General features: G+C 69.4%; 9 protein-coding genes. All 9 read right to left on the bottom strand.

The genetic code is table 11. The annotated features are described in order from the left end of the window. On the bottom strand, positions 1-1,336 hold a 1,336-nt coding region (locus tag VHB27_RS03875; protein WP_325597611.1), incomplete at its 3' end, for a hypothetical protein. A 7-nt stretch (positions 1,337-1,343) separates the two neighbouring features. Further along, positions 1,344-4,847, bottom strand: a complete 3,504-nt coding sequence (locus tag VHB27_RS03870) for a hypothetical protein (protein WP_325597610.1) — start codon at positions 4,845-4,847, stop codon at positions 1,344-1,346. A 97-nt stretch (positions 4,848-4,944) separates the two neighbouring features. Further along, positions 4,945-12,495, bottom strand: a complete 7,551-nt coding sequence (locus VHB27_RS03865; protein ID WP_325597609.1) for a hypothetical protein — start codon at positions 12,493-12,495, stop codon at positions 4,945-4,947. 428 nt (positions 12,496-12,923) lie between these two features. Further along, a complete protein-coding gene (locus tag VHB27_RS03860) occupies positions 12,924-15,287 on the bottom strand; it encodes a methyl-accepting chemotaxis protein (RefSeq protein WP_325597608.1) in 2,364 nt (787 codons plus the stop codon). 84 nt (positions 15,288-15,371) lie between these two features. Beyond that, positions 15,372-16,004: an aldolase gene (locus VHB27_RS03855; protein WP_325597607.1), complete on the bottom strand. Its 633-nt coding sequence runs from the start codon at positions 16,002-16,004 to the stop codon at positions 15,372-15,374. Then, on the bottom strand, positions 16,001-17,269 hold the full coding sequence (otnK, locus tag VHB27_RS03850; protein ID WP_325597606.1) for a 3-oxo-tetronate kinase: 1,269 nt from the start codon (positions 17,267-17,269) through the stop codon (positions 16,001-16,003). The genes VHB27_RS03855 and otnK overlap by 4 nt, the downstream gene beginning before the upstream one ends. Before the next feature lie 104 nt (positions 17,270-17,373). Continuing rightward, the gene (locus tag VHB27_RS03845; protein WP_325597605.1) at positions 17,374-18,336 is read right to left on the bottom strand and encodes a glycosyltransferase family 4 protein; all 963 of its coding nucleotides are present in this window, start codon (positions 18,334-18,336) and stop codon (positions 17,374-17,376) included. A 61-nt stretch (positions 18,337-18,397) separates the two neighbouring features. Then, positions 18,398-19,066 carry a class I SAM-dependent methyltransferase gene (locus VHB27_RS03840; RefSeq protein ID WP_325597604.1) on the bottom strand — a complete coding sequence of 223 codons (669 nt, stop codon included), beginning with the start codon at positions 19,064-19,066 and terminating at the stop codon, positions 18,398-18,400. 769 nt (positions 19,067-19,835) lie between these two features. Beyond that, positions 19,836-21,020 carry an acetyl-CoA C-acyltransferase family protein gene (locus VHB27_RS03835; protein ID WP_325597603.1) on the bottom strand — a complete coding sequence of 395 codons (1,185 nt, stop codon included), beginning with the start codon at positions 21,018-21,020 and terminating at the stop codon, positions 19,836-19,838. Between the last annotated feature and the right edge of the window lie 43 nt (positions 21,021-21,063).

Below are 21,063 nucleotides of genomic sequence, written 5' to 3'. Positions count from 1 at the left end.
TCGGCAGCGCCAGCATCGCCGCCGCCACCAGCCCGCCATTGGCCAGCAGCACCCCGTTCGTATTCGCCGTCCGCCCCACGTTGATCCGCGTGCTCGGCCGGTTCTGCGCCGATTGCCGCCGGTCGGAGGCGCTGGACACGCTCTGACGGCTGTCGCGCCGGACGATCCCGGTCAGATGCCGCTCTTCCTCGACCACGCCCACCCGCACGAAATCCCGCGTCAGCGCCGCATGCACCGGCCCGCCGGGCCAGAGCGAGACGGTCGTGCCGTAGCTTCCCGAAGGCAGCACCGCCACCCGCGCGCGCGGCGCGTTGTCGAGCTGCGGATTGTCCGCCGGCGGCGTAGTGGCCGGCGCGGTCAGTGCCTGGAACGACAGGGCGACGGCCGTAGCGCCGCTGGCGGTCAGCAGGTTGGCCGTCACAGCGCTGCCGCCGCTTTGCAGCCGGCCGCTGATGAACGGGTCGCCGAGCGGGCCTTCGTGCGCATCGACGAGGTGGAGGGTGCGTTGGGCGGCGAACTTCACCACCACCGGCTGGCCCCCATCCTGCGGATAGTCCGTGGTGGCGTTCAGCGACGGCGCCAGCAACTGCAATGTTCCGCTGGCCGCCCCTACCGCGCTGTTGAGCAGCCACGACCACCAGCAGGCGACTGCGCCCGGATCGACCGCGCGCCCGCGCCGGTCGAACGCCCAGAGATCGACCGCGCCGGACAGGTTCTGGAACAGCGTGTCGCGGTTCGATCCGCTGCCGCCGGGCCGGCGCAGCCAGGTCATCGGCACCGTGGCATTGGTGACGTTGCTGCCGGAGATCGCCAGTCCGACCGAGGCCATCTTCTCGGCATCGGTGCTCCCCTGCACGACGCCGGCGCCGACCAGGGTCTCGACCTCCGACGGCGTCAGTCCTGTCCCGGCCGGCAGCACCAGCGCAAGGCTGCGCACCTGCGGGCGGCTGGGGATCCCGATCGCGGTCGGCAGCGTGGTGATCGGGCTGGCATCGGCGGCCGGCACCAGGCCCATCAGCGCATGCAGCCGCAGTTCGACCTCTGGGAGCAGGCGGAAGAAGGCGACCAGCCGGTTGTCGGGGAACGGGGCGTTGCCGTCGCTGTCCTGCAGTGCGTTCAGCGCCGCGGGCGGGCTGGCGGCGCTGCTGACGTACAGGCTCATCAGCCCCGTCGCCGGCGCATACACCTTGGTTCCGCCCGACAGCGTCAGCGGCAGCGCCAGTTTCTGCGACGCGTCGGGCACGGGCAGGGTGATGGCGTTGTCCGAGAACCAGGGTCCGAGGACGGGCGCCATGATACCCAGCGCGGAGACCGTCGGGTTGAGCGTGATCGCCATGGTGCCCTCAGATCTGGTTGGAGACGCAGGGATCGCTGCGCCGGCCGATCGGGTCGATGATCCGCAGCGAGACATACGTGCCCGCGGGCGCGGTCGTGGTGTCGCTGCCCGTCCAGGTCGATCCCGCGCCGCGGCTGAACGCGACGTCGATCTTGGCCGGACGCTTCCCCGGCTCGCATCGCCAGACCTCGAACACGTAGGGACCGAGGGTGGTGTTGATCAGCGAGTCCGCCTGGGGATGGGTAACGGTGATGTTCAGCATGGTGGCGCCGTTGGCGATTTGCACCGTACTGGCCTGGGCCGGGCCGGCGGGCGGGATCACGCCCAGGGTGACGGGCACGCTGGCCGTGCTCCAGTCGCCGGCGGGGATCACGCCGACGGTCGGTGCGCCGGGCGGCTGGTCGGCCTGCACCTCGATGGCGAAGCGGTATTGCCGCCACGGCTTCAAGGGATCGGTGGCGTCGAACTCGAAGCTCTGGCTGGTACCGTCGCTGGTCAAGGCGGGCACCGGGCCGGTCGCCACGATGTTCATCCCCAGCGGATCGCGCACCGGCGCGCTGGCGCGGCGCAGGCGCCAGGCCTTCGGCGCGGCCTGGCCGATCGGCACCTTCACCCGCAGCCGCACGCCCTGCGTCGTGGGATCCAGACCGGCATTGATCAGCGCCATTTGCGGCCGCGGCGGCGGTCCCAGATTCGGCACCGCGAACGGCACCAGGTCGGCCTCGGTCATCTCCGACAACTGCCCGGACGGGCCTTCGCTGAGCACGCGATAGATCGCCAGCACGGTCAGGGAGCCGGAGATCATATGCACGAAATGCGTGGTCGAGCCGGTCGCGACGACCGACTCCTTGGTCAGGTTTTCGAAATGATCCCAGCCGAACAACGCCTTATGGGCCTTGAACGCCATCGCACGCGGTGCGCCCGGCGTGGCGGCGCGGATGTCGGCCGCGGCCGCGTGTGCGGCGGCATCGCCGGCATCCAGCGCGGCCAGCAGCGTCGTCTCGCTGCTGGCATAGACGCGGTAGCGCGTGCCGGGCGTGGTGGTGAAATCCAGGTCCACCCGAGCGATGCCCTGCGCGTCGGGGCGGGAGGTGTAGCGCAGGTCGGTGATCACCGGCGGGGCCGGTGGCGGGCGCGGATCGGTCAAGGCGCGCGCCACCGGATCGGCATTGGGCGACACCAGGCTCAGCGTATCGATCCAGCGCGCGGTATAGGTCGCCTTGCCGGTCGCTGCCCGTGCCAGGGCGGGGCCGGTGCGGTGGATCACCAGGATATCGGGATCGGGCGCGGTCTTGGCCTCGATGCCGGCGGTGCCCGGCAGGCTCGCCAGCGTATAGCTGGTCGTCGTCAGCGGGCTGCCTTGGAAGGTCTCGTCCAGGTCCAGCCGGACCAGCGCCGCGCCGCCTGGGGGCAGGCTTTCGGTGCGGGGGATCGGGATACGCAGCGTGATCGCCGGAGACAGCGGCGTGTTGGGGATCGGGCTGGGCACCGTCGCGGGCGTGACGAACGCCTCGATCGCCGGCTTCATCGGCGCCGTGCGGGCCTTCGCCGGCGCAGTGGTCGTCATCCACGGTCCCCAGCGTCCGAACCAGTCGCCCTGCGCCAGCCGGTACAGGATCGCGTCCTCGGGCGCGTCCCGGTCCTCGAACCGGCCTTCGCCGGGGGTCATGGCATCCTGCGGGCGGGAGACGATGATCGGCAGCGGCGTTGCCTTGGATGACGGCAAGGGCTGGCCGGGCAGCAGGCGGCCGATTTTCGGATAGGGGTTGAGCGTCCGGTCGCCCGCGGAATCCGTGGCAGCCAGCGACGCCACGGCATGCGGACGGAAGCCGGATGCCTGGATGCGCAGCGCGCGCCGCACGTCCGGCGGCGGCGGGCTGGCCAGCCAGCCTCGGTCCGTGACCGCGGTGAACGGCGCTGCCGGCGGCGGGTCCGGCGGCACTCCGACGATCGCGACCGCCATGGCCGAAAGGTCGAGATATGGACCTTTTTGTGGCGGAACGATCTTCATTTCCTTCAGGATCGGAAAAGCGCCGACCGCCGTATCCAGGTCGGCACGAAGGCCGGGCGCGAGCGCCTGCCGCTCCGCCTTTTTCCACAGCTTGCTGTCCCACGCCCACAGCGCTCGGGTCCGGTAGAAGACGACGCCGCCTTTCTCGGTCGGCGGTTTCTGGTCGCAATCCCCGAAGCCGAGGTAGTGCGCGGCATCCGGATCGATCGCGCCGCTGATCAGGAACGGTTGCACCGGCACCGACGCAGTGCCGTTTTGCCCGGCGTTCTGGCCGGTGATCGGCTGGGTGTCGACGATGTCGGCGGGTGCATGACCCAGGTCGGTCAGAAGCCGGTGCACCCACGGGTCGATCTGCGTCCGCATCTCGGCCAGTCGCGCCGCGGCGTCAGCCGGCGTGGCGGCCGGCGCGGTCGCGGGGCCGGTGGCCGTGTAGGCGACGTAGAGCGGCTGCTTGACCACCGCGGCGCGGGCGAGCCGAGCGGCGGCCTCGACCAGGGCGTTGGCGGTGGGCGTGTAGCGGGGGGCAGGGGCGACGGGCAGGCTCCAGATCTCCCACGGCGATTCCTGCAATTTCTCGACGAGCCCGCTCATCCGCGCCCAGCGGATGCCGGTGACGTGGCCGGCGCCGACGATGCGGACAGCAGGGATGGTGACGCCGGCCAGCTCATACGGCGCGCTGCTGCGGCTTTGCACCGGGGCCGGCCCGAGAACGGAATTGGCCAGCGCCTCGAACCGCAGCGGGGCTTTCAGGGTCAGGTGCGAGATCAGCCTGTCCGAAAGCGATTTCAGGGTATCGGCGAGCGCCGGGTTCGCCGCCAGCGCGCCTGCGGGCCGTTGGAACGGCGGCAGCTTGGGGATCGTCAGCGCCTCCGGAGCGGGATCGGGCGCGGGCGTCGTCGGCGTGGCTGGCACGGGCGTGACCGGCGTTGGCGTGATGGGGGTCGGTGTCGTCGGACCGGGCGTGACGTGGATCGGCGTCGGCGTCACATGGATGGGCGTTGTCGCGATCGGCGCCGCCGGTGGGGTCGTCGCCGGTGGGGTCGTTGCCGGTGGGGTCGTTGCCGGTGGGGTCGTCGTCGGTGGGGTCGTCGTCGATGGGGTCGTCGTCGGCGCCGTCGCGGGCGCGGCGACCAGCGTGCCGGCCAGGATCGGCCCGATCGGCGGCCGGATGATGATATCCGCCGGCGTCGCATCCAACTGCGCGAAGAACACGTCCTGCACCGGGAAATACCCGGTCACCGGATTGTCCGCCGTCACGTCGAACGGAAGCGTCAGCGTCGCGCCGTGGCTGTCGATCCAGACCACCCCATCGGTCCGCGACAACCGAATCACCTGGTCCGAGTTCAGCGCCGCTCGGGTCACCACCAGCGGCGTCGATGGCAGGCCCAGCGTGGCGGAGGGCAGCGCCCGGACATGCACGCCCGGCGGCAGGTGGGTGTCGCCCACGCCGTCGATGGCCTCGGCGACGAAGGCCCAGAGGGGAGCCAGCGGCGTGCTCATCGCGTCTCTCCGGTCGGGTTCGCGTGGATGCGCATCGCTCGCCCCATAGGCACTGGCCCAGGGCTGGCGTGAGCGCCGGTGATGACACCCCCTCTCATCACTCACCCTCCTGGGCGATCATCAGCGGGCGATCGATCAGCGGGGCGCTGCCCTGGGTGCCGGGGCTGCCGTTCTCCCGCAGTTGCAGCGCGACGTCGTAGATGCGGCCGCCGGTCATGGCGATCGGCGCGGCCGGCACGAGCAGCGAGCGGGTGCCGCCGCCGCTGCGCACCACTTCCGCCAGCGTGCCCAGCGGATCGTGCTTGGTGACATGCGTGACGATCGGATGCCCGCCCGGACCCGGATGGACGATCGTCTGCTCGTAGGTGCGCGAGATGGTCATCGACATCACCTCCATGCGGGGCGGCGGCGGGGGCGTCCCTTGCGCGCCATTGGAGAAGCCGGGCCGCCAGACCGGTTCGTCGGCTTCGATCAGGACGCCGGCGATCCGCCAAGGCTGTCCGGCGGCAGCGGGCCGCAGCCAGACCACGGTCGTGCGCGGCGCGGCCGGCAGCGGCCAGGGATCGAGGCCCAGTGCGGTCAGCGCCGCATCCAGCGCCGTGTCGCCGACCTGCAATGCGCCCGCCGGGAACGCGGCGGTGGCGATGGCGTCGGTCGGCATCGTGATGGCGATCGGAGCGGCGAAGCCCAGACCGGCCAGCAGTCCTGCCGGGTTGTGATAGCGGGAGGTCCGGAAATGGCTGCGCGCGATGGCGACCTCGGGGTGGCCGCCCACGGTCTTCGGCGCGGCGTTCAGCAGCAGGTCGTATTCCGACCGCGGCACCAGGTCCGCGGTCACCGACACCATCGACGACCCGACCGACGGCGCCTGGCCGATGCAGGACGCCGCCACGGCTGCCTGGATGAAGCGGTAATCCGCCTGCGTCCACGCATCGGTCGTCACCTGCCACGACACCTTCGTGGTGACGTCCAGGATGTGCTTGGACCCCGAGACGTGCACCGGCGCGTTGTACAGCGATCCGGCGGGCGGCCTTGTCCGCAGCACCTTCACCTGGAGGATGCGGTCGTATTTCTCGATCAGCGTCTCCAGGTGATCGACCATGAACCAGAAGCCGATCGCGTCATCCAGGAAATGCGGCGCGTCGAGCTGGGTGGGCGTCACCGCCGTCAGGTACCGGGCGATGCCGCGCGGATCGAACGTCCGCTCATCATAGCCCGGGCCGCCCTGTGCCGGATCGACATCCAGGCTGGTGTTCTGCACCGGCGCCGGCGTCGTCGCGAGGCCGAAATCGGCGGTGGCGAAGCGGAACCGCTCCTCGGGGCCGTCGGTCCAATGGTTCGGATCGGGCGGCCCGGGCTCGTCGCCGGGATGCGCCGGCTGCCAGCCCTGCCACTGCCAGGTCACCCGCAGCTCATACGTGCTGTTGGCGTCGAGATAGACGTCGTGGGTCGGCGTGTCGGCGCTGACATCGGCGGCCAGGCCGAGCAGCAGGGCTTTCAGGCTGGCGCGGAAGTTGGAGTCCGCGTTCTGTGCCGCCGAGGCCTCCATGGTCACGCCGCAGACCGCGACCAGGGTGACGGTGCCGCGCAGCCAGGGCGGGATCCGGATGCTGGTCCACCCCTTGCCGGCGGGCAGCTTGAACGTGATCTTCGGACAGGTCTGGACGACCACGCTGGCGGCGGCTGGCTGCGTTGTTGGGGTGGCGGCGAGCTGGGGCTGGATCACCACCGCCGTGCCCGACACGTCGATTGCCGTCACGGTCGGCGTCTGCGCAGGCACGCCATCGAGATACTGCGCGATTGCCGGCGGTTGCGGCCCCCAGCAGACCTCGAAGACGATGGTCTTGCTGCCGCCCTTCACCGTCAGGCCGGAAATCCCCGTCCCATCCAGCACCACCACCCGCCGCCCGGAACCGGAGGCGGTGGCAGAGGCGACCTGTGCGCCGCCGGCGCCGGTCGCTACCAGTTCGATACTGTCGCCGGATGGGTCGAGGTCGATGGTCACCTCGGTCACCGAACCGGGATAGGTGGCTATCAGCAGGCCGGCGCCCAGGTGCAGCGCATGCACGCCGCCGACCGTTACGCCCTCCATCCCCCGGCCGGTGTATTTCGCGCCGGACGCGCCGGCGAAGCTGTCGATCGGGCCGGTCTTGTCGGGCATCGCGTCGCAGACATGCTTGGGCAACTGGATCGCGTCGCGGTTGACGCAGATTTCCAGCACCACGTCGGCCGAGAGCAGCGGCTTCGAGAAGGTCAGGACCATCGGCGCGCTGGCGACGAAGTGGCCCATGGCGGTCCAGCAGGGGAAGCGCCAGCCGCTGGTGAACGTCGCGCCATCGACGACCGCCGGGCCATGCAGCGAGCCGATGGCGCCGGGTTGCCAGGTCCAGCCGGCATCGTTGCCGAACGCGGCGGCGGTCGCGGAGTCGAGCCCGTTGCCCAGGTCGGCGGTGACGGTGAAGCGGCTGGGGAATGCCGCGTTCGCCGGCGGGCTCGCCTTGAACGCGCCCAACGTCCCGGCGAAGAAGACCCAGTCCTTGCCATAGGCGCAGGACGGGTCTGCCGGTGCGCTGGGGTCGCAGACATTACCCACCGTGTTGGCCGGATCGCCCGGCTGCGTCTGCGACCCGTCGCCCAGCCAGCGCGACCAGGCACGCGGATCGGTGGAGAACAGGCCCAGTTCGCGCCCTTCCTCGGTGCTGGGGCCGGGTGCCGGCGGCCCTTCGATGACGGCCGCGCGATGGGTCGGCAGCCACCAGGCGGAATCGAACGGCCCATGCACCTGCGTCCAGCTTCCCGCCTGCGACGGATCGCCGCCGGTCAGCTTGAACAGCGTCAGCGACTTGAGCTGGAAGGCGTATTTCAATGCCGTCGTGCCCGACCACGGCGACAGCGGCGCCGGCGATGCGAGCTTGCGGTTGAAATCGGACGATGAGCCGAGGTTGTCGTTGATGTAGTGCTGGAAGCGCACCACCGCGACGGTGTCCGGCCACACGGTCGGCAGCGGGGAGACGACGCTGTTGGTCACCTTGCCCTTCACCGCGGCCAGGTGGTCGCACAGGTCGATCCCCGCGATCGGGCTGTCCGGCGGCGCGATGCTGCCGCCCGGATCGTCGCCGATATGGATGTCGACGCAGCCCGAGATCGAGAAGAAGAAGAAATCGACATGGCCGCAGAAATGCCCGTCGAGATATTTCTTGTCCGGACCGATATGGAAGCTGACCTGGCCGTCCACGCCGACCGAGATGATCACCAGGTCCAGCTCGCCCTTGACCCCCGCCGCACCGGCGAACAGCAGCGGCTTGGTGCCGACGCCGACCAGCAGGTAGGCCGAGATCTCCAGCTTGAACGGCCCGGCCGACCATTTCAGGTCGAAGCCCGCGCCGGAGCCGATGGTGAACCCGTCGAAATCGAGCGGCTGCGCCAGGTCGAGCTGCACGACGGTGCCGCCCAGGTTATGCAGCCCCCGCTCCTCGATCATGATGAAGGCCCAGGCGGTGACGTCGAGGATGCCGGGCAGCAGCGTCGCGCTGACCGGGCTGCCGGGGCGCGACGTGTCGTTGTCGGTGCCGATGCGGATATACCAGGGATCGCCGCCCGAGATCGGGAAATAGGCCGAGATCGGAATGACCAGTTTCAGGACATGCGGAATCTCGAAATTCGCCCGTACCGCCAGCGTGATCGCGGTCTCGTCGATCAGCACCATGCCCAGGATGCGCAACGATGCGTTGTTCGGCGTGCCCTGTTCGGTCGCCTGGTCCTGGCGCTGCGAGATCAGGTGCGCATCGATGCCGAACACGACCGAGATGTCGGGGAAGCCGATGGTCAGGGAGCCGGCGGCGTTGAAGGTGAACGCGCCGTCCGGCAGCGTGCCGATGACGGCGCCGACGCCGAAGGCGAACTGGCCCGACAGGCGCTTGTACTTGTCCTGCGGCGAGCGGTCGTACCAATCCAGTTGCTTCTGTACCGGATCGGGATTGTTCAGTCCATCCAGGTTGCGCGTTCCGTTGGCAACGAAACGGCCCATGAAGCCGAAGATGCCGAACCCTGTGTTGGCCAGCGGGATACCCACGGGCAATTGCACGCCGACCTCGATCGACACGAAGTCCTGGTCGATCGCGATCGCGCCGTACGCGCTCAGTTTCGCCGGAATCACCGACAGGGACAGCAGCGCTCGGACGCTGCCGCCGTCGCCGACGGTCAGCGAACCCCGTCCGATCAGGGTATCGGGGATGTTCACGCTGGCGGTCAGGCCGCGCAGCTCCGCCGAGAACGGATCGAAGGCGAGACGGATCGTCGCACCCTCCAGCGTCACCACGCCAAGGTCGAGCGCGAACTGGAGGTCGAACTCCATCCATTGCGACCCGTTGCCCATCCGCGAATTGGCGATTCGGATCAGGTTGCCGAGCGGGCCGCCCAGGGACCATTGGCCGGGATCGACGACCTCGACGGAGAGGCCGTCGAAGGAGAAGGCGACGCCCGCGAAGCCGCCGTCGGGCTTGCCGTCGAAGCGCACGCCGACGCCCTTGTAGCGAAGCTTCAGGTGCCCGACGACCGATCCCGCCCCCGACAGGCTGACGTTGACGCGCAGGTCGACGGTATAATCCATCGCCGCCTTGCCGTGCGCGGCGCCGTCCCACTTGTATTCGATCGAGAACCCGTTGATGTCGACGGAACTGGTCTGCGCGCCGGAGTTGATCAGCGCGCCGATCGCCGCGCCGACGGCGAACAGGGCGGCGGCGGCGGCGAATTCTCCGGCCGCGTCCGACACCGTGTCGGCCGGCGCCAGCTTGGCCGCGAAGGCGGGTGCGAACGCCAGGGCGCCGGCCAGCGGGTTCGACTGGAACGTCATGGTGCCGGACGGCAGGCTGAGTGCGCCCGAGGCGTCGGTCTCCCCCGTACGGCTGTCATACGCCCAGTGCAGCAGCAACTGCCAGTAATCCGGTCCGGTCGGCGGCGGCACCGGCGGCGGGTTGCCGGACGTTGTGGCGGGCAGTTCGACCTGGGCCTTTTTCCAGGCGATCAGCGCCTCGGCTTCGCTGGGGATGGCGTCGGACAGGCTGACGACAGTGGGGCTGTCCCATTTGACCGTAAGCTGGACGCGGTAGTCGGTGGGCGGGCCGGAATTGGTGGTGGTCGCGACGGTGGCGGGTGGAGCGCCGTCGGGACCAGGCACCAGGATACGCACCGGCACGCCACCCGGCGCAGGCGGCGGTGGCGGCGGCGGCGCGCCGCCGGTGTCCACGACGTAGATCTCGGCGCTGCGGTAGGGTGGGCGGCGCGTGTCGTTCTTGGCCGAGGCGTGGGTGCTGGTGTCCGACCCGTCTGCGTTCCAGCGCTTGTTCCAGACCGGTGCGGTGCCGGTGACCTGGCTGGCCGGCAGTGCCAGGCGCGCCGCTTCGGTGATGCGCGTGGGCGGGCTGCCTTCGGGCGTCGTCGGGAAGGCGGCGCGTTCGTGTCGGACGGTGATCCTGGACGGGTCGGCACCTGCCTGCTGCAGCGCCGTGGACGCCGCCGCGGCGCGCTTGTCGGCCAGCCCGTCGTTATAGGTGTTGTTCTCGTCCAGCGTGCCGTTGAACTTCAGGTCGTCGGTGCGGCCGACGACGTAGTATTTGCGTCCGTTGGCGGGACCGAAATCCGCCAGCCACTGGCGCAGTTGCGACACGACGTCCGTTCCGTTCGGGCGCGACCGCGATGACAGGTCGCCGCCGCCGAGCGGGATTGCCTCGGGTTCGTGGTTCAGCGTGTCCGATCCCGACGCCGACCCGTCGAACGGGTAGACGACGCTTTGCGGGTCCGCCTCGTCCCAGTTGTACAGCACCTGCGCAACGTTCGGCGTGGTGTTGCCGGGTGGCGTGATGGTGGGCAGCGGATCGGCGGGGTTCGCCGGCACCTGGATCGACACTTCCGCGTCGGTGCCCTGCGGCACGGTGATCACGGTGCCCGCGAAGCTCGCCGGCTGGCTGGCCGCCTGTCGAGCGGCGGAGGCATGGAAGGGGACGGCGAGGAAGGTGTCGGTGACGTCGGTCGGGCTTGCGTCGCCGGTGCCGATCACCGTCACCGCCGCACTGGGACCGCCGCCCGTCATGTGTCCGACGACAAGCGAGCCTTGCGCGACCGGATCGATCCGCACGCGCCGCACGCCGTTGTCGTCCGTCACCGTCAGGTCGAGGCTGGACGTCCCCTCGGGCAGCAGCGGCACGGTGAAGCCGGCGGCGTCGTGCACGACCGTCGGGGCGCTGCCGGTGCCGAGTTGCCAGGTCGCATGCGTATTGGCGTGCGTGGCGATCTGGACGCCGGCGAGGCTGGTTCGCGGGCCGCGCAAGTGCAGCACGTTGTTGTAAACGGTACCGCTGATGGTGGCGTCGACCACCGGCCCGGCGCCGGTCGGACTACCGGCGGCGCGAGGGAAGGAGACGGTGACCTCGGTCAGTTCCGTCTGGCCGTCGGGCACCGCACTGGGCGGGTTGGCGGTGGCGAGAGGCTGCGACGGGTCGGCCGTGCGCAGCCGGTAATGCATCTGCGCGTCCGTCGGCGCGTCGAAATACGGCGTGACCGCGTCGTTGCCTTCGCGACCATCGGGCAGCTTCCAGTAGACGCCGACGACCGCGATGTCGCTGTGGCCGGGGATGGTCTGGCCGATGCCGATATTGAACGTCGCCCGCACCCGTTGCGTCGTGCCGCCGGTCCCGGCGGTGACCGGGAACACCAGGTTCGTGCCCGGCGGCGTGACCGCGTTCTGCGCGACCGGCGTGTCGGACCCGCCATGCGCGTCCTGCTGCGAGACGGTGATGCGGGTGTTGAACTGGTCTGCGAACACCTCTCCGAACTGGATCTGCAGGATGCCTTGCAGCCCGCCGGGAGACCCGACGATGACGTCGCGTGCGCTGACCGACAGCGAATGGAACAGGGGCGTATCGGGCGGCAGGTAGAAGGTCGCTTCCCGGAACGATACGCCTTCCCATGTCTCGTCATGGCTGCGCGCGACGATCTCGGGCGGCGTATAGGTGTTCGACAGGTCGAGCACGAACTGATCGAGCGTCATGCCGAAGCGGGAATCGCCGAACAGGAAATGCGGCGGACGGGCCGTCAGGCGGATGACCGCGCCGGTCGGGGCGCCGGGGTCGAGCGGGTCGGGCGTGTCGACGATCTGGACCTGGGTGCCGGACGCGCCGCCGCCGCTGATCCGGATGACGCCGCGGGCGACCAGGAAGACCTTGCGGGCCTGCTCGCTGCCTTGCACCGGCTGCAGGGTCAGCGCGGTGACGCCGGTTCCGCCGGTCTGTTTCGCCGCGCGAACGCCGGGGATCTGCACCTCGACGTCGGATACCTCGATGTCCAGCGTCCAGAGCGTGGGCGCGGCTTCCTGACCGGCGGTCACGGTCCCGCGCTGGATCGCCAGGCGGAACGGAAGTCCTTCGGTCAGTCCAGGGATCTGCAAGGCCCAGGACGACGTATCGATACCGAGCGTATCGGCGGCGGATTGAAGGGTGCCTTCGTGCAGCACGAAGTCGGCGCTGGTGGTGGCGCGATGGTCGAGGATGGTGAGGACGCCGATTTTCTCGACGACGTCATCGGGTACTTGGAGCGCAAGCGACGACGTCTGCGGCAGCAGGTCGAGCACGCTGATACCCAGCCGAACGCTCATCGTTCCCCCCAAAGGTTGCACTGCGTGCGAACGATCACGGCGGCCGCTCGAGGGAGCGTCGTTACTTAGTTGCTTTGGCTATGATCGTCTGTCGTGTGTCGAACGAGTGCCGCAAACTGGCTGTTTGATTGCTTATGTTACTGAGTTTGATCGATCCGATTTACTTGGTCTTCGATCAAAGTCCTTTCCCCGGCGTCACGGTGCTTGTTGGGCAACCGGACTGAAACAGTTCCTTACAATGCGTTCGACTTTTCCGCAAGTGTTTTTGGAGTTCGGAACGTTCCGGTTGCATCGCATGCTCACCGAGGGCTCCGCTGGTCATGGTCCGGCTTGACCGGACTATCCCGTGCCTCGGGGGAAAGAGATGGCCCGGCCGTGAGTGAGAGGGCGCCGGCCCTGGGGAAGCTATTCCAACCTGAGGGGCCGTTCTAAGCCGCCTGCTGCACCGCACGTAGGAAGCCGGCCACCTCGTCTTGCAGCATCGATGCCTGCTCGCTCATGCCCGTCGCGGACTCCAGCAGGCTGCCGGCCTTGTGGCTGGTTTCCTCCACCGCCTGGGCGACGGCGGAAATGTTGCCGTTGACCTCGGCCGTGCCTGCGGCGGCGTGCTGGACGGCGATGGCGATGGATTGCGTCGCCTGGCCCTGCTGGTCCACCGCGTCGGCGATGTTGCCGGCGATGCCGTTCATCCGCTCTATCGTCGCGCCGATCAGGCGCAAGGCGTTCACGGCGTCGGCGGTCGCCTGCTGCATCGTCTGGATCTGGCCGCCGATGTCCTCGGTTGCCTTGGCGGTCTGGGTCGCGAGGTTCTTCACCTCGCTGGCCACCACCGCGAATCCCTTGCCGGCCTCTCCCGCTCGGGCTGCCTCGATCGTTGCGTTCAGCGCCAGCAGGTTGGTGCGGCCGGCGATGTCGCGGATCAGGCTGATGACCGCGTTGATCTGTTGCGCTGCACTCGCCAGGCTGCTGACCGAAGCGTTCGTCGCCTCCGCCTCGGCCACCGCCTGCGCCGCGATGCGCGCGGACTCGGCGACCTGCCGTCCGATCTCCGCCACCGAAACCGCGACCTGCTCCGCTCCGGCGGCAGCGGTGCTGACGCTGTGCGACGCCTGGTCGGAAGCAGCCGAGACCGCGACCGTCCGCTGCCCGGCATCGACGGTGCCGGCGCGCATCACCATCGCGGCCTCTTTCATGCCGTCCGCGGCAGTGGCAACGGTGTGGGCGATGCGGCCCACGCTCTGCTCGAACTGCGTGACGAGCCGGACCTGGTCGGTCGCGCGCCGCCAGATCAGCAGCGGTCCGGCATAGCGTCCCTGGCGGTCGAAGATGGCGGTGACCTTCAGGTCCAGGGTCTCGGCGCCCAGGGCGAAGCGGGACTGATACGGCAGGTTGGACGGATCGGCGATCAACTCATCCCGCTGCAGCGCGTAGGGACGGAAGATCGCGAGGCCCTTGCCGACCAGCGCGTCGGCCGGCACCGCGAGTTGGTCCTGGACCCGCTCGAGCACCTGCCGCGCCTCGGCGTTGCAGTAGGTGATGGCGAAATCGCCGGTCGGCGCGGCGGTCATGACCCCGACCGGCAATTGCTCGATCATCTGGCTCTGGATGAACGTCTCCCGCATCACGCCGCGCAGCGTCTCGACCGATGCGGCCATGCGGCCCACTTCGTCGCGCTGCGTGACATAGGGAACGGCCTGGTCCGTCTGCCCTTCCGCGATGGCCTGGACCACGTCGGTCAGGCGGCGGATCGGCCGTGCGATCAGCCGGGTGAAGCCGGTGCCCAGCGCCATCATCGCCGCCGCCGCCACGCCGATTGCCGTCAGGATGTTGCGGCGCGCGTCGCGGCCGGCGGCGCTGGCGGCCGCGACGGCGGCTTGCTCCTGCCGTTCCGCCGCTGCCGACAGTGCCTGGAACGAGGCCTCCAGCGACCGGCTGGCGCCGTCCATCTCGGCCCCGGCCACCTGGTCTAGCTTGCGCGTCATCGCGATCAGGTCGATCGACGCCTCGGCAATGCCCTTGCCGATCGTCTGGGTCAGCCGCGCGTCGTCGCGGACGGAGGCGGGGATATCGGCATTCAGCAGTGCCGCCATCGCGGCCTCCTGCTCCTGCTTGGCATCCCTGATCTCGTTCGCCGCGCCACCGTTGCCGGTGGCGATGAACATCAGCGCCGACTGCTGCAGCTTGCCCATGGCGATGCGATAGCGGGACAGGGTAGCCGTCAGCGCGCCGCCGCCTTCCCGGGCCTTGCTCTCCTGTCCTCGGACGGAGTCGACGCCGCTGGCCAGCGCCGCGCCGTCCGAAAGTTCGCGCGCCAAGGTGGACAGGCTGTTCTCGAATGTCGGACGGGTCTGGAACAGCCGCTTCTGGCGGGTCGTCAGGACCTCCGTCCTCAATTCCGCCACCTGCCGCACGGTATCCATCAAGGCGTCCAGCCGCTCGGTCGCCGCGCTCAGCAGGACCGGATCGATCCGGCTGGATGGCTGCCGGAGCAGAGAAGCCGCCAAGTCCTTCTGCTTCAGCGCCCGTTCGACCGAGGCGTGGACGGCGGTCGCGGTCTGCTGTGACTGGACTTCCCGGCTGACGACGCGCAGGTCCTGCGCCGCGATCAGGCTGCCCTGGATCGACCGGCCGATGGCCGCCTGCTCCGTCACCGTCGCCTGAAGGGCGGTGACGAACGCCAGCCGGTCCAGCGCGAACCATGACAGGGCGCAGAGCAGCGCCAGCGCGCCCACGACCGAACTGGCCAGCTTCAGGCTCACCGGCACGTCACGGAGTAAGCGCAGCCCGACCATCGTCCGTTCTCCAATCCCAGGAAACGGAACGCTACGGCGCTTTCCTTAAGGAATCGTGAAGGCTCGTTGCGGCTTAGGAATAGACTACCCGAACGTGGCCAACAGGTCGTCCACCTGCGCCGGCGTCAGCAGCCGTGGCGAGCGCCCCAGCAGCATCAGGAACAATTTAGCCGCTTCCTCCAGCTCTTCCGCCGCGTATACGGCATCGGTCAGGGTCCTGCCCGACACGACGGGACCGTGATTGGCCAGCAGGACAGCCCGAGCGGAGAGGGCCGCGGCGTGGATGGCGGGCTCCATGGCAGGGTCGCCGGGACGGTAATAGGGCACGATCGGCATCGTCCGTCCGACGCGCATCACGAAATAGGGTGTCAGCGGCGGGATCGGGTTCGCCGGATCGACCTGCGGCAGGCAGGAGACGGCAGTGGCTTGGGTGGAATGCAGGTGCACGACCGCCCCGGCGTCCGGCCTCGCCTGATAGAACGCGCGATGCATGAAGACTTCCTTCGACGGCTTGTCGCCGCCGACATGACGGAAGTCACGGTCCAGCTTCGACAGCCGCTCCGGCTCCAGCCGCCCGAGGCTGGAATTGGTCGGCGTCATCAGATAGCCATCCTCCAGCCTGGCGCTGATGTTGCCGGCCGACCCGACCGAGAAGCCGCGCGCGAACAGGCTGGCGGCAAGCTGGCACAGCAGGGAGCGCAGGTCGCTTTCGGTCATGGCCGCAGCATCCGGAAAGCCTTCAGGAAGAAGTCGGTGCCGCCGAAATTGCCGGATTTCAGCGCCAGCATCATGTCGGGTCCGCTGCCGGACGCCAGCGTCCACGGCACGCCGGGATCGATTTCGTCACCGATCCGCAATGACGTGACTCCAAGCTGCTTTGCCACCGCACCGGATGTCTCGCCGCCGGCGACGACCATCTTGCGCACGCCGCGTTCCGCCAGGCCGGCGGCGACGCGGGCCACGGCGTCCTCGATCAGCGCGCCGGCATGGTCGCGGCCCAGGCGCGCCTGCAGTGCCGCGACCTTGTCCGGCGGTGCCGACGCCGCGATGACCACGGGCTTCTCGCCGACCTTCCCGCCGGCCCAGGCCAGCGCGGTCTCGGCCAGCGCGGCGGCATCCGGCGTCGCCAGCGGGTCCATCTCATGCACCGGCAGATGGTCTCGCGCGAAACCCAACTGCGCCAGCGTCGCGCGGGAGCACGAACCCGCCAGCACCGCCGTCGCCCCGTCCAGCACCGGCAGCGCGCCGGGATCGGTCGCTTCCGGCAGCAAACCCGCCGCGCGGAAATTCGCCGGCAGGCCCATGGCGATGCCGGAGCCGCCGGTGATCAGCGTATGATGGGCTGCCGCCGCGCCGATCGAGACCAGGTGCGCATTGGTGACGGCATCGACGATCGCGTAGCGCCGCCCTTGCTCCTTCAGCCGCGTCATGGCGTCCCGGACCGGGCCGGCGCCCTGGTCGACCGTTGCGAACGGAACCAATCCGACCGTCCCGTCGGTCTGGCGCGACAGCACCCGCACCAGGTTCGCGTCCTTCATCGGCGTCAGCGGATGGTTCTCCATGCCGCTTTCGTTCAGCAGGACGCCGCCCGCGAACAGATAGCCCAGGTAGACGGTGCGGTTATTGGTGGGGAAGGCGGGGCAGGCGAGGGCGAACCCACAGCCCAGTGCCTGGACCAGCGCATCCGCGACGGGACCGATATTGCCTTCGTCGGTGCTGTCGAAGGTGGAACAGTATTTGAAGAAGAACTGCCGCGCGCCGGCCGCCTGCAGCCAGTGCAGCGCGGCCAGGGATTCGTCGACCGCCTGGCGGACCGGCGCCGTGCGCGACTTCAGCGCGACGACCACGGCGTCCGCGTCTGGCGCCGGGCTGCCCGCCTTGGGAACGCCGATCAGTTGCACGGTGCGCATGCCGCCCCGCACCAGCATGGAGCAGAGATCGGTGGCGCCGGTGAAATCGTCGGCGATCGCGCCCAGCAGCATGGTCGTTCCCTTCGTCTTGTCGCGGCGCCAAAGGACGGCCCCTCAAGGGGCGGCCCCAAATGGCGCCCCAGCATTACGCCAGCCCGTTCGGGACGGGAAGGTCGTTAGGCCGGGACCAGCGCGGCGGCCAGCTTCTCCGCCTGGTCGCGCCACGACGGCAGCGCCTGCCCCGCCTGCCAGGCTTCCTCCGCCATGTCCCTGCGCAGGGCCGGGTCGAAGATCAGCCGGCGGAGCGCCCTGGAAAGCTGTTCGACGTCCCCCGGCGCGCAGACCACGCCGGCATTGGGCCCGATCAGCGTCGGCACCGCGCCGGTATTCGTCGCGACCACCGGCAGGCCGCGGCGCAGCGCCTCGGCCCAGACCATGCCGTAGCCTTCGTAGTGGGACGTGAGGGCGAACAGGTCGGTGTTCCGCCACAGCGCCTCCAGCGCCTCGCCGGTCGCTTCCGGATGGAAGGTGACGTGCCGGGCGATGTTCAGCTCCTCGGCCAGGGCCCGCAGCCCGTTGGCATAGACCGGGTCGTTCTCGCCCCCCGCGATGGTCAGGTGCCAGTCCAGGTCGAACAGCCGCGACAGGGCGCGCAGCAGCACGTCCTGGCCCTTGCGGGGGATAAGCTGGGCGAGGCACAGGATCTGGCAGGTCGGCCCGCCCGTCCCCGGGCAGCGCGGCAAGGCGTCGAGGCCCGGGACGATCGGCGTGATCGTCTCCGCCGGCACGGCGAAATCGGCGACCAGCCGGTCCGCCGTCTGCTGACTGGTCGTCACGATGTGCCGGACAGCGGCGAACAACTCGGTTTCCCGCCGCTTCATCGTCAGGTCCGGCGGGCTGTTTTCCAGGGACAGCGGATGATGGACCAGGGCGACCGCGCCTGGTAGGTCCGCCAGCGACATGGCGGGCAGGGCCGAGCCGTCGACCAGCATGACGATGCCGGCAGGCGCTGCGGCGGTGTCGGTGGTCAGGTCCACCGTATGGCCCAGCGCACGCAGGTTATCGGCGATGGTCCGGTTATAGATGGCGGCGCCGGACACGGCGGGCAGCGTCGCCGCAGCGATCAGTCGGACATGCATGGCGCCACCTTATATCATGCCCGCAGGAAATCAGCCGCGGGGAGTCGAAGGGGGACGGCGCTCAGACGGCGAGGCGGACCAGGGTGAACAGGCCGAAGGGCGGGACGGGTCGGATCTCGATCCGCGCCAAGTCCTCGGGGCTGAACATCGCTGCCATGGCGAAGTCCGGGTGCCAGCCCAGGGCGCGGGAGGCCGGCGCCATTGCCCGTTCCACCCACCAGCGCGGGCCTTTCTCGGCGGCGAAGTGATTGATGAACAGGATGTTGCCGCCCGGACGGACCACGCGCCGCATCTCGGCCAGCAGCCGGGACGGGTTGGGCACGACGGAGGCGACGAACATCGCCGCGGCAATGTCGAAGGACGCGTCGGGGAAGCCGGTGGCCTCGGCGTCCATTTCATGCAGCGCGACCACGTGATGCAGCCGGTTGCGCTGGGTGCGTTCGCGCGCGCGCTGCAGCATGGGGGCCGAGAGGTCGATGCCGGTGATCCGCTTGTCGCGCGTATAGTGCGGCAATGCCAGGCCGGTGCCGACCCCGACCTCCAGCACGTCGCGGCCCGGCAGGCGGTTGACGGTGGCCACCGCCCGCCGCCGCGCGACGGAGGAGACGCCGCCGAATACCGTATCGTAGATCCCTGCCCACCGGCGGTAGGCCTCCAGGATGGAAGCGGTATCGAGGGCCGTATCCCGGCCAAATGGATCGGCCTTCGCCGCGATGGTCTGTTTTGCCACCAATCTATCCCTACGCTACCCGCGCGCTCTGATGCTTCGAAGCGGGAGGCTGCTTTCGGCAAGCCATTAGAGGACGCGACGATTTTAGGCAACCGCGTTACACTTTCGCCATCTATAGGTCACCCGGTCGCATCATCACGAGACGGCGATACCGGCCCGTCTGCCCGTCGCAGCGGCCAAAAGCGTGGCTGGGTTGTCGGGGGCGCAGGCGGAAAGGGAGTGTTTCGCCGTTCCTGCCGCGAATCGACCGCCGCCATGGGCACCATCGGCTGCGATCGCGCACGGAGTCGGGCGCCTTGCCCTCTGTCGGGGAGGCACGGAGACCACGGAGGACGTGTGGCGGCATCGTCGCGCCCGGGCACTGATTGCCTGGATGCCATAAGCGGTGGAACAGGCCGCGACCGGTGCGTCGTCGTGATCGGTGCGCCCGTGGATCGAGCATCCCCACGACCGGCTCATTCTCGTGCCGCAAATGCGCGTCGCCGTTGCTTGTCGTGCTTGCCTGTCCTACCCGCCGACGAACCTGCCGCCCGCCATGACGGAGAGCTGACGGCGCCCCTTGTCCGCCGAAGCCAACGCCGACGACGCCAGGGCCAGCCCGCGACGCCTCCGTGACCCCCTGCCTTCCCAAAGCCCGCAAAGCGGGTGCCGCCGTGCGAACCAAGCGCCGCCAACAACCGCACCGGCCATCCCCACAGTCCTTCACCGCCTCAAAAGCCAAAAGGCCGGACCCGCCGCCGCGGGCTGATCCCGGAACAGGCTCCGAGGGTCAGGCGGCGCGTTCGTAGATCGCGGCGATCCCCTGGCCGCCGCCGATGCACATCGTCACCAGCGCATAGCGGCCGCCGATCCGTTCCAGCTCATACAACGCCTTCACCGTCAGGATGGTGCCCGTCGCCCCGACCGGGTGGCCGAGCGAGATGCCGGACCCGTTCGGATTCGTTTTCTCCGGATCGAACCCGAGGTCCTTGGCGACGGCACAGGCCTGCGCGGCAAATGCTTCGTTCGACTCGATGACGTCCATCTGGTCCAGCGACAGCCCCGCCCGCTTCAGTGCGGCGCGGGACGCCGGAACCGGCCCGATGCCCATGATCTTCGGATCGACGCCGGCATGGGCATACGCAACCAGCCGGCCCATGGGCTTGGCACCGCGCTTGGCCATCGTCTCACCGTCCATCAGCACGACCGCGGCTGCGCCGTCGTTGATGCCGGAGGCATTTCCGGCCGTGACGGTGCCGTCCTTCTTGAACACCGGCCTCAGCTTGGCGAAGTCGTCGGGACTGGCGTCGGCGCGGACATGCTCGTCCGTATCGAAACGGATCTCGCCTTTGCGGGATTTCAGCATCACCGGCAAGATCTGCGACGCGAACCGCCCTTCCTTGATCGCGCGGCTGGCGCGCTGGTGCGACAGCAGTGCCAGGTCGTCCTGCTGGCCGCGCGTGACCTGGTGGCTTTCAGCCAGGTTCTCGGCGGTGATCCCCATGTGGATATCGTGGAACGGGTCGTGCAGCGCGGCCGTCATCATGTCGATCATCGCGGCGTCGCCCATCCGAGCGCCCCAGCGCATGCCGGGGACGGTGTAGGGGGCGCGGGACATGTTTTCGGCGCCGCCCGCGACCGCGATGTCAGCGTCGCCCAGCGTTACCGCCTGCGCCGCCGACACGATCGCCTGCAGCCCCGATCCGCAGAGCCGGTTCAGCGTGAGGGCCGGTGCATCCTGCGTCACGCCGGCGCCCAGGGCGGCGACGCGCGCCATGTACATATCTTTCTGGTCGGTGTGGATGACGTTGCCGAAGACGACGTGCTCCACCTCGGCCCCGTCCACGCCGGCGCGGGACATCGCCTCTTTCGCCACCTGGGCACCCAGCTCCGTGGGCGGCAGGTCCTTCAGGCTCCCGCCGAAGTCACCGATCGCGGTGCGGACACCGGAGACGACGAAAACCTCGCGCTGCATGGCCGTTTCCTCTTGCTCGAACAACGCCCGATCATGCCCGCGC

Origin of the sequence: Rhodopila sp., from assembly GCF_035548235.1 — a bacterium.
Taxonomy (GTDB): domain Bacteria; phylum Pseudomonadota; class Alphaproteobacteria; order Acetobacterales; family Acetobacteraceae; genus Rhodopila.
The sequence above is the reverse complement of the archived record's forward strand: the minus strand, read 5'-3'. Positions and strand labels throughout refer to the sequence as shown.